The organism is Marinomonas sp. BSi20584, assembly GCF_002792415.1.
In the GTDB taxonomy this organism is placed as follows: domain Bacteria; phylum Pseudomonadota; class Gammaproteobacteria; order Pseudomonadales; family Marinomonadaceae; genus Marinomonas; species Marinomonas polaris.
In genome coordinates, this window is the sequence record NZ_KZ454899.1 from 35,114 (window position 1) to 45,803 (window position 10,690).

Sequence of the window (10,690 nt, forward strand, 5' to 3'; positions counted from 1 at the left end):
TTTGTGAATAAACTCTATGATGGATTTTCTTTTGTACCTAGTGTTGGGTTCCTGCTCTGGACTATTGGCAGGACTGTTTGGTATCGGCGGTGGGCTGATTATTGTGCCTGTGCTGGTATTTAGTTTTACCTTACAAGGCATATCGACTGAGATTTTGACGCATCTTGCAGTAGGAACATCACTCAGTGCCATTTTCTTTACATCGATTAATTCGGTGATGGCGCACCATAAAAAAGGCGCGGTAGAATGGCGAATGGTTATCTGGCTTAGCGCTGGGATTTTGTTTGGTAGCGCGTTGGGTGGCGTGACTGCGTCTTATATCCCAGGTGCGAATCTGCAGCAAATTATTGGTGTATTTTCCTTGCTGATGTCACTACAAATGGCGGCGAATTGGCACCCTAAAGGCCAAGGCTCAGGCTTAACGAAACCGCTGATGTCTGTGGCTGGCGTAGTCATTGGTTGGGTGTCGGCAATCTTTGGCATTGGTGGTGGATCTTTGATGGTGCCATTTTTATCTTGGAAGGGAATTGATATCAAAAAAGCGGTAGCGACCTCAGCGGCGTGCGGATTACCTATTGCTTTGTCAGGCACTATTTCCTTTATGGTGATTGGTTGGAATCACTTAGATTTACCACCTAACAGTATCGGTTTTGTGTATTTACCTGCGTTAGCAGGTATCGCCTTGATGAGCATGTTTTCTGCTCGTTTTGGTGCTCAACTAGCACACCGTTTGAATCCCATAATGTTAAGACGACTATTTGCTTTGCTGCTATTTGTAGTGGGAGTGAACTTCTTAGTTTGATGGCATTTATGAAAATTTAAGATAAAAAAACGCCGCGTAAAGCGGCGTTTTGATATGGTCATATAAGCTCTTTTATTAGTTGATCTTGAAGTGCCTACGGATTCCAAACAGGGCGAGCAAGCTGATCAAACTGGTCAGCAATAGGTAATAACTTGGAGCCAATTGATCACCTGTAGAGCTGATGGTCCAGACTAATAGGAACGGAGTGAAGCTACCAAACAAGGTCGTACTGATGTTGTAGCTTAGCGCCATCCCCGTAGCTCGAACACGAGTAGGGAACATTTCAGACATCAGTGCTGGCAAACCACCAAAATACATGGATTTTAATACGCTCAACCAAAATAGAACGCTGGCCAGCATGATTAATGTTGGGTGGTGAGACAATATGAAAAAGGCGGGCCAAACCGTAATGAAGAAAAGTACGCCTGCGGCGATCATTAAACGAGTGCGACCAATACGGTCGGATAAAATCCCAACAAATGGTGTTAATAACATTAGCACTGTATAGCTGATTAGAGTGCCGCCGTAACCAATGGAGTTACTTAAGCCTAGATATTTTGTGGCATAAGTTGGCATGAAAATAATTGAATAGGTTACTGATGTAGACAGTATCATGGCGCCGATATTGAACAGGATGCCGAGTTTGTTATTCGCAAACAATTCTACTAATGGCACTTTCTCTTCTTTCGATGCGGTAAATTCACCCGTCTCTTCAATGTGTCGGCGGATGTATAAACCCACAGGACCAATCAATAAACCGAAGATGAAAGGAATGCGCCATCCCCAGCTTTCTAGCTGATCCGTGGTTAATGTGGTCGTCAGCAACAAGCCAAATCCTGCTCCTAATAAACCGCTTAGCCCTTGGCTTGCAAACATGAAGCTAGAGATAAAGCCTTTACGTTCTGGGTGATGTTCAACCAGCATTGCAGTGGCGCTACCAAACTCTCCGCCAGCAGAAAAACCTTGTAACAGTCGAGCGAGCAAAATCCCTAACGGCGCTAGTAAACCGATGGTTTCGTAGGTTGGCATTGCCGCAATCAAAAAGGTTCCTGCCATCATTAGCCAAATCGTTAGTAGCATTGCAGCTTTGCGGCCGATTTTGTCCGCGTAGCTGCCGATAACGATCGCGCCAATCGGGCGAATAAGATATGACATCGCGAAAGTGAAGAGCGCGAGCATAAGTGACAGCGTTTCATTATCAGTAGGGAAGAACAATTTTGAAATAGTACGAGCAAAGAAGGCGTAGACGATTAAGTCAAACCATTCCAATGCGTTGCCAATAGAGGAGGCAACAATGAGCTTTAGTAATTTTTTATCTGCTAGTTTTTTTGTGGAGGCTGTAGTGCTCTCCATCTTATAAGTGTCCGACATTTAATGTGGCTCCGTTGTATTTTTTATCTTGCTAGTAACTCTCCAATCGATACTAGGGAATGATGAGATTTTGCACAATTATTCATTTATTAAAACTTCTTTGCTTTTTTTCGAAAGCTCAGAGCGTCCGTTTTGGGGCAAAGGTGGATAGTTGGCGTTTTTTTAAAGGGAGTTTTGGGGATTTATGCTTCGCGTTGGCATTAGATTCTTATAAGAAGGAAGCCAATATTTTGGCTGTACAATCAAGCACGATACATTATCGTACTTGATTGGTTTAGGGCTGTTAACGATCGGTTACATCACACGAAATGATGCCATCCTGAACTCTTACCGAAATAGCATCACCTTTTTTAACGTCCTTAATGGAACGAATCACTTGCTTGTCTTTGGAGGCAATGGCGTAACCTCTAGCTAAGGTATTAAGGGGGCTGACGAGGTTCAGTTTGTCGATAATACGAGCAAAGGCGGTTTGCTTGTTGGTTAGGGTGTTGCTTAATGCACGAGCAAGTCGCGCGTCGATGTCTTTTAGCTTTTGTCTGTCCTGATCGATACGGCGAGTCGGGCTGTTTCTTTCAAGTCGATGGGCCAAATTCGCGGTTTGGGCTTGTTTCTCCAACACCTTGCGCTGCATGCTTTGTTGCAAACGGCGTTTGAGTTGTTCAAGTTGATTCTGTTGTTGCTCTATTCGCTCTTTTGGGTGGCGAATACGTTTGGTCATGAAGTCGAGCTGTTGTTGGCATTGTTCGAGAATGCGAGACATGCGTCGAACGAGTTGCTTCTCTTGCTGCTCGATTTGTCGAATTAATTGATTGCGATCTGGGCTTAAAAGCTCGGCAGCAGCCGTTGGTGTTGCTGCGCGAACATCGGCGACAAAGTCAGAAATGGTAAAGTCTGTTTCATGACCCACTGCAGAAACAATAGGTGTATTGGCTGCGAAAATAGCTCGCGCCAATGTTTCGTCATTGAAACTCCATAAATCTTCTAATGAGCCGCCGCCACGACCAAGAATAATCGCGTCAAAGTGTCCGCTGCCATCGGCTCGCTGTAATTGTCTTAAGATGTTCTTGGCGGCATCTTGGCCTTGTACCAAAGAGGGTAGAATCGTTAGTTCGGTTAACGGAAAACGTCGACGAAAGGCAATAATCATATCTCGAACCGCAGCGCCGACCGGTGAAGTGATAATGGCGATACGTTCTGGTTTTGTTGGTAGTGGTTTTTTGTGTTCAGGTGCGAACAGGCCTTCGGCTTGTAAGTTGTTTTTTAGTCGCTCAAACGCTTGTTGTAATGCGCCTTCGCCAGCGGATTCCATGCCTTCGACGCTGAGTTGGCAGTCGCCTCTTGGGCCATAAAAAGTGACGCGAGCACGCAAACGAACCATATCACCATCTTTGGGTTTGAAGCGTACAGCCGCGTTCTTGCCTTTAAACATGGCGCAGCGAATTTGTGCCTTGTCATCTTTAAGAGAAAAATACCAATGTCCTGAACTCGGTTTGGCTAGATTGGATATTTCTCCTTCTACAAGAATCCACGGTAAACTGGCTTCAAGTAGTTGTTGTATCTGTCTATTTAGCTGCGATACGGTAAAAGCCGTTTCTTGTGACACAGAAGTTGTAAATTTTTTCATCAATCTCTCGTGGTTTTGATTTACCGAATGCAACTATTGGAGTAGAATTACTTGCCATCTTAACACCCTTGTTGGCATTGGAAACTCCCCATTATGTTACGAATCGTGCAAGAAGCTTTAACGTTTGACGACGTATTGCTTATCCCCGGCTATTCCGAAGTTCTTCCTAAGGATGTTAGCCTCAAAACGAAAATCACTAAAGATATTGAGTTAAATATTCCGCTTACGTCTTCAGCGATGGATACCGTTACTGAACATCGCATGGCGATTGCTCTGGCTCAAGAAGGTGGCATAGGCATTGTGCACAAAAACTTGACCATTGAAGAACAAGCTCGTGAAGTGCGTCGTGTTAAAAAATTCGAAAGCGGCATTGTTCGTGATCTTGTTACCATCAATCCTGAAGCCAGCGTTAAAGAGCTAATGGATTTGACGGCCGCGAATAGCATCTCAAGTGTACCTGTTGTTAAAGGTTCTGATTTGGTTGGTATCGTAACAAGTCGAGATGTGCGCTTTGTTAAAGACTACGATAAAAAAGTCTCTGACATTATGACTCCAAAAGATCGCCTTGTTACAGCGCTTGAAGGTGCATCATCTGGTTCTATTCGCAAATTGCTACATGAAAATCGCATTGAGAAAGTGTTGATTGTGAATGAGCAATTTGAATTGCGTGGCATGGTTACTGTAACCGATTTTAATAAAGCCACGACTTACCCGAATGCATGTAAAGATGATCAAGGTCGTTTACGTGTTGGTGCCGCTGTTGGTACTGGCGCGGATACTGGCGATCGAGTAAAAGCTTTGTCTGATGCTGGTGTTGATATCATTGTTGTTGATACAGCTCACGGTCATTCTAAAGGCGTTATTGATCGCGTTCGTTGGGTAAAAGAAAACTTCCCTCATATTCAAGTTATCGGCGGTAATATCGCGACAGCGGATGCGGCGATTGCCCTTGCTGATGCAGGCGCTGATGGCGTGAAAGTAGGTATCGGCCCAGGTTCTATTTGTACAACTCGTATCGTTGCTGGTGTGGGCGTTCCACAAATCAGTGCGGTGGCAAATGTTGCTGAAGTAATGAATGCTCGTGGCATTCCCGTTATCGCTGACGGCGGTGTGCGTTTTTCTGGTGATATCAGTAAAGCTATTGCAGCTGGTGCGAGCGTTATCATGGTTGGTGGCTTGCTTGCAGGTACGGATGAAGCGCCGGGTGAAGTGGTACTTTTCCAAGGTCGTTCATTTAAAGCTTACCGTGGCATGGGCTCGCTAGGTGCGATGTCTCAATCTCAGGGGTCAAGCGATCGCTACTTCCAAGATTCAAGCAGTGTTGAAAAATTGGTTCCAGAAGGTATTGAAGGTCGTGTGCCATCAAAAGGCCCAATGGCAGCCGTTGTTCATCAGTTGATGGGTGGTGTTCGTTCTTCTATGGGCTACACTGGATCACCTGATATTGAAACTATGCGTACTAAGACTCAGTTCTCTCAGATTACGGGTGCTGGTATGCGTGAAAGTCACGTTCATGATGTGACTATTACGAAAGAAGCGCCAAATTATCACGTCGGTTAATCGCGAGATAATTTGACACTGAGATGGGGCGTACAACACGCCCCATCTTTATTTATTGCTCTTACTATTTATTGATTACTTCTACGAAAAGATTTGTCTCTTAAGTAGAGTGAAAGGAATGGCTAATAATGTCGCAAGATATCCACGCTCATAAAATTCTTATTCTTGATTTCGGTTCTCAGTATACTCAGCTGATTGCGCGTCGCGTTCGTGAAATCGGTGTTTACTGTGAAGTTCGTGCTTTTGATATGGAAAATCAAGAAGTTATCGACTTCAATCCAAAAGGTATCATCCTTGCTGGTGGTCCTGAATCCGTTCCTGAGCCAGGTTCCCCTCGTGCTCCAGAAGCAGTATTTACATTGGGCGTGCCGGTATTTGGTATTTGTTACGGCATGCAGACTATGGCAGAGCAGTTGGGCGGTAAAGTTCAAGGTTCTGAAATTCGTGAGTTTGGTTACGCACAAATTCGCAAGCATAAAGGTCCTTCGTTGTTTGACGGTATTCAAGATCATATCGCCAATAATGGTGTTGCTTTGCTTGATGTTTGGATGAGTCACGGTGATAAAGTTATTGCCATGCCAGAAGATTTCGCCTTGATGGCGTCGACTGACAGCTGCCCAATCGCGGCGATGGCGAATGAAGCGAAGAAATTTTACGGTGTGCAATTTCACCCAGAAGTAACTCATACGCTACAGGGTGGCCGTATTTTATCCCGTTTTATCGTGGATATTTGTGGTTGTGACACTTTGTGGACCCCTGCGAACATTGCGCAAGACGCTATCGAGCGTATGCAAGAGCAAGTTGGTGATCGTAAAGTATTGTTAGCCTTGTCTGGTGGTGTGGATTCGTCTGTCGTTGCTGCTTTGCTTCATAAAGCGATTGGCGATCAATTGACTTGTGTGTTCGTAGACAATGGTTTACTTCGTTTGAACGAAGGCGATCAAGTGATGAAAATGTTCGCAGACAACATGGGCGTAAAAGTGATCCGTGTTGATGCGGAAGATTTGTTCCTTGGCAAGCTTGCTGGCGAAGCGGATCCTGAGAAAAAACGTAAGGTTATTGGTAATACCTTTATCGAGATCTTCGATGAAGAGTCTTCTAAATTAGATGGCATTGATTTCCTTGCTCAGGGCACGATTTACCCTGACGTAATCGAATCTGCGGCTTCAAAAACTGGCAAGGCTCATGTTATCAAGTCCCACCACAATGTTGGTGGTCTACCTGATGATATGAAAATGGAGTTGGTTGAGCCACTTCGTGAATTGTTTAAAGACGAAGTGCGTAAGTTAGGTCTAGAGCTAGGTCTTCCTTACGACATGGTTTACCGTCATCCGTTCCCAGGGCCAGGTCTTGGTGTTCGTATCTTGGGTGAAGTGAAAAAAGAATACGCAGACATTCTTCGTCGTGCGGATGCTATCTTCATTGAAGAGTTACGTCGCTCTGGTTGGTACGATAAAACAAGCCAAGCTTTCGCTGTCTTTTTGCCAGTCAAATCTGTTGGCGTAGTGGGTGATGGTCGTCGTTACGAATACGTGGTTGCGCTTCGTGCCGTTGAAACCATCGACTTCATGACAGCTCGTTGGGCTCACCTTCCTTACGAATTGCTAGAAACAGTTTCTGGTCGCATTATCAACGAAATCGAACACATCTCTCGCGTGACTTACGATGTATCGTCTAAGCCACCTGCGACGATTGAGTGGGAATGATTCAGCGTTAGGTAACACCTTGCACTGAACAGCAATAAACTCTCCTAAGCCCGCTTTCTAGCGGGCTTTTTGTTATCTAACGGTCAAGCCTGCGCTTGAGCGGTAAGCTCGCTCTCCAAATAAGCATACGTTTGGTGTCTCGACTACGCCTAGAAGAAAAAAGAAACGGAATGAGGAGATGGCTAGCTTTGTTGCTAGGTCTTATAAGGCCCATAGTTGATAAATAGTAGGGACGTTTTTACTTTTTATGATCCGTATGAGTAACGATTTTAATAGTTTAAGAGGTCACTATGTTAGTAGGTGGAGGATTTGCAGATTTTATTTAATTTATACGGATAAATGTCGACTAGCGCCTGGTGGGTGTCCATTAATGCGTTTGAAAGCTCGACTAAAAGCAGCTTGGGAAGTATAGCCTAGACGTTGAGCTACAACGTCGATGGAGATCTTTTCACGAGTTAACCATTGGTGGGCAAGGTGCATTCGTAGAGTTGTTGCGTAGCGCAACGGTGGGACGCCAATTGTGTCTTGGAATCGTTGTGCAAAGATCGATCGTGAAATATGAGACTCAGCTGCTAACGCTGAAACAGTCCATTGTCTACCCGGTTGGCGATGTAGTGCTAATATTGCAGGGGCGAGACGTGGGTCGCGTAGTGCACAGATAAGGCCTGAAGCATTCTCACTGCCATTTTCAACCCACCCGCGTACGATCATTGATGCCCCCACTTCGGCTAATCTGGCGAGTATTCCAGCGAAGCCTATACGTCCAGAGCAAATTTCTCGTTTCATAGCGTCTAATATTCCCACTAAGTCTGGATATTTTTGTCCACGTGTATCTGCCACCATCACGTCAGGCATGAGTTTTCTGAGCTCATACATGCCACCTAGATCGAATTCCATACAGCCGTAGAAAATGATAGCGCTTGGTGTCGAGTGGGTGCTTGGGCATGTATCTACACCACTAACGGCATCTCCTAATGGGGCAGAGGTAAACTCGCCGATCTCTTGGCTTGAGATTTGTATGCTCGATATTAGTTGATGCTCCAGCCCTTGAGGTATGAACACAGCACTGCCTGCCGATAGTTCGTGTTGCGTGCCTTCATTTGTTCTGAGTAAAGCTGTGCCCACAGCCACATAGTGAAAGTAAGCATGCCCCTGTTTTGAATTAAATGCTAAGCCAAAAGTAGGTCCAGTCTGAATGCGACGGTATTGAACGCCGCGCAAACGCATGCCAGTTAATAGTTCGCTGATGAGTTCAGAGGATATAGCAAATTGTTTATTTTCTTTCATTTAGGGGTTTCAGTCAAAAATTAGGTGTTATCAATCATAGATCATCCGATTTTTTAACTCTAGACTCTCGAGGTGTTTTTTTAATGTCTAGGAGTCTTGAAATGAATAATGAAATGGTGGAGTCTGCGCCAACGCGAATGGCTGACGAAGTGCCATCAAGTCCAGCATGGATGGCGGTATTTTCCTTGGCGATGGGGGTGTTTGGCTTGTTGACCGCTGAGTATCTTCCTGCCAGTCTGCTTACACCAATGGCATCTGATCTTAGTGTTTCAGAAGCACTAGCAGGTCAAGCTGTTACAGTGACCGCTGTTGTTGCTCTGTTTGCTGGTTTGTTAGTGCCACGCCCAACCCGCAGTTTAGATAGGCGAGTAGTATTATTAGGCTTTACTGTATTGATGATAGCCTCTAATTTACTGGTAGCCTTATCTACCAATCTAGTGTTCCTACTTGTAATGCGTGTCTTGCTAGGATTTGCTCTTGGAGGATTCTGGTGTATGGCGGCCGCTGTTGCTATGCGCTTAGTTCCAGCCAAACTTGTTCCCCGTGCTCTTTCTATCATCTTCAGCGGTATAGCTGTTGGGACTGTGGTTTCTGTTCCTCTTGGTAGTTATCTAGGAGGACTATATGGTTGGCGGAGTGCTTTCCTAGCCGCAGCTGCGGTGGGGGTGTTAACGCTAATCTTTCAGCTTTTCACATTACCGAGTATGGCTCCGCGTAAAATCGTTCGGAGTGAATCGGTGCTAGAGTTATTAGGTCGTCCGGGTATCTCGATGGGAATGCTAGGGTGTGTATTAGCTCACACAGGTCAGTACGCCTTGTTCACCTATATTCGCCCTGCCTTAGAGAGCGTTTCAAATATTAGTGTAGACGGTTTGTCTTTGATGCTTTTAGGATTCGGCGTGGCCAATTTCTTTGGGACGTTGTTAGCTGGTGGATTAATGGAGCGTAGTTTGCGTGCTACTTTGATCATTATGCCTGCACTGGTAGGTATAGCGGCATTCGGTATTGTCTTGCTTCCTGTTCAAGAAGCGGGGGTGATGGCGTTAGTTGCTTTTTGGGGGTTGGCATTTGGTGGTGTTCCTGTTGCGTGGTCAAACTGGGTTGCGCGAGTCGTTCCTGATCAAGCTGAAACAGCTGGAGGAATGGTGGTTGCCGCTGTGCAGTCATCTATTGCATTGGGTGCTGCCATAGGGGGGCTTATTTTTGGACTGAATGGTGTGATGGGGGTTTTTATTACTGCTGCTAGTATTATGTTGCTTGCTGCTCTTTTCATAAGTTTACAAGTTCGAACTGATTTATTTGAAAGGTAGCTTATCAGCAGCTCAGTGAGGCAAGCTTAAAGATGGCTAGAATTAGTATGTTTAGGGTTGTCTCTTGTTGGTTTGCTTTAGGGTAATTGCTTGATAAAGCGGCTCTCTTTAATAGTAAAGATGGCCGTTTTTGTTTGTATGGAATATTAAAATAGTTTTGGAGTGTTGTTGTGAAATTTCCAACTCCCTTAATAGAGGGGAAATTGCTTAAGCGTTATAAGCGCTTTTTATCGGATATCGAATTGCCGAATGGTGAGGTCGTTGTTGCTCATTGTCCAAATACAGGATCAATGAAACGCTGCCAACAAGATGGTGCTCGTGTGTGGTTATCTAAAAGCGATAACCCGAAGCGTAAGCTTACTTATACATGGGAGTTAGTTGAGGTTGATAATAAGTATTTGGCTTGTATCAATACTGGCTATCCGAACAAATTAGTTGGTGAAGCCATTTCCAATGGGGTGGTGAAAGAGCTTGCAGACTACCCTGAACAAAAAGCGGAAGTGAAATACGGTGAAAAAAGCCGTATTGATTGGTTGCTTACAGGTAATGATGGTCGTAAGTGCTATGTTGAAGTGAAGAGTGTCACTTTATTAGAAGAAGATGGTTTGGGGTATTTTCCTGATGCAGTGACGGATCGTGGGCGTAAGCATCTATATGAGTTGGCGAAGATGGTCGAAGAGGGTCATCGAGCAGTAATGTTCTTCTGTGTGAGTCACACAGGGATTGATTCTGTTACGCCTGCAACTCACATCGATAAAAGGTATGCGCAGGCTTTTGTTGAAGTGGTCGGGAGAGGGGTTGAGGTAATTGCCTATCAGGTTGCAATCGATTCTCAAGAGATGAAAGTTGTGTGTGCAGTTCCTGTGGTTATGCCTGAATTGATAGATTAATTACGTTTGAATTTTCTTGGGGCGGTTGCTTTATGACCAAAAAGAGTGGTTTTTGACGGTTTTATGAACGAATGCGCTTTTATTTAAAATAAATTGAAAGAAAATGTCGAAAAGGGTTGCACAAAATCTGTAGATCCTTA

Annotated in this window: 8 protein-coding genes; 5 read left to right on the plus strand and 3 right to left on the minus strand. The window is 44.8% G+C overall.

What is annotated here, in order from left to right; all coding sequences use genetic code 11:
* Positions 1-16 precede the first annotated feature (16 nt).
* A complete protein-coding gene (locus TY87_RS20950) occupies positions 17-802 on the plus strand; it encodes a sulfite exporter TauE/SafE family protein (RefSeq protein WP_332835627.1) in 786 nt (261 codons plus the stop codon).
* A gap of 75 nt (positions 803-877) precedes the next feature.
* Here the strand turns inward: TY87_RS20950 and TY87_RS20955 are convergent, their stop codons facing one another.
* A complete protein-coding gene (locus TY87_RS20955; protein WP_198432150.1) occupies positions 878-2,173 on the minus strand; it encodes an MFS transporter in 1,296 nt (431 codons plus the stop codon).
* Positions 2,174-2,456: 283 nt separating this feature from the next.
* Positions 2,457-3,797, minus strand: coding sequence for an exodeoxyribonuclease VII large subunit (gene xseA / locus TY87_RS20960; RefSeq protein WP_100188543.1), 1,341 nt, complete (start codon positions 3,795-3,797; stop codon positions 2,457-2,459).
* Positions 3,798-3,890: 93 nt separating this feature from the next.
* Between xseA and guaB the strand changes: the two genes are divergently transcribed.
* Together guaB and guaA are read left to right on the plus strand one after the other, a co-directional pair.
* Complete coding sequence (gene guaB / locus TY87_RS20965) at positions 3,891-5,357, plus strand: IMP dehydrogenase (RefSeq protein ID WP_072841991.1); 1,467 nt, start codon at positions 3,891-3,893, stop codon at positions 5,355-5,357.
* Positions 5,358-5,485: 128 nt separating this feature from the next.
* Positions 5,486-7,063 carry a glutamine-hydrolyzing GMP synthase gene (guaA, locus tag TY87_RS20970; RefSeq protein ID WP_100188544.1) on the plus strand — a complete coding sequence of 526 codons (1,578 nt, stop codon included), beginning with the start codon at positions 5,486-5,488 and terminating at the stop codon, positions 7,061-7,063.
* A 327-nt stretch (positions 7,064-7,390) separates the two neighbouring features.
* On the opposite strand, the gene TY87_RS20975 is transcribed toward guaA, so the two are convergent.
* The gene (locus tag TY87_RS20975) at positions 7,391-8,350 is read right to left on the minus strand and encodes an AraC family transcriptional regulator (protein ID WP_100188545.1); all 960 of its coding nucleotides are present in this window, start codon (positions 8,348-8,350) and stop codon (positions 7,391-7,393) included.
* Positions 8,351-8,451: 101 nt separating this feature from the next.
* Between TY87_RS20975 and TY87_RS20980 the strand changes: the two genes are divergently transcribed.
* Positions 8,452-9,660, plus strand: a complete 1,209-nt coding sequence (locus tag TY87_RS20980) for an MFS transporter (RefSeq protein WP_100188546.1) — start codon at positions 8,452-8,454, stop codon at positions 9,658-9,660.
* A gap of 170 nt (positions 9,661-9,830) precedes the next feature.
* Positions 9,831-10,550, plus strand: coding sequence for a DNA/RNA nuclease SfsA (sfsA, locus tag TY87_RS20985; RefSeq protein ID WP_100188547.1), 720 nt, complete (start codon positions 9,831-9,833; stop codon positions 10,548-10,550).
* Positions 10,551-10,690 lie beyond the last annotated feature (140 nt).

Excerpts from the sequence above, each read along its gene's own strand:
- TY87_RS20950 (WP_332835627.1), top strand. The coding sequence starts at position 17 with ATGATGGATTTTCTTTTGTACCTAGTGTTGGGTTCCTGCTCTGGACTA.
- TY87_RS20955 (WP_198432150.1), bottom strand. The coding sequence starts at position 2,173 with ATGTCGGACACTTATAAGATGGAGAGCACTACAGCCTCCACAAAAAAA.
- xseA (WP_100188543.1), bottom strand. The coding sequence starts at position 3,797 with ATGAAAAAATTTACAACTTCTGTGTCACAAGAAACGGCTTTTACCGTA.
- guaB (WP_072841991.1), top strand. The coding sequence starts at position 3,891 with ATGTTACGAATCGTGCAAGAAGCTTTAACGTTTGACGACGTATTGCTT.
- guaA (WP_100188544.1), top strand. The coding sequence starts at position 5,486 with ATGTCGCAAGATATCCACGCTCATAAAATTCTTATTCTTGATTTCGGT.
- TY87_RS20975 (WP_100188545.1), bottom strand. The coding sequence starts at position 8,350 with ATGAAAGAAAATAAACAATTTGCTATATCCTCTGAACTCATCAGCGAA.
- TY87_RS20980 (WP_100188546.1), top strand. The coding sequence starts at position 8,452 with ATGAATAATGAAATGGTGGAGTCTGCGCCAACGCGAATGGCTGACGAA.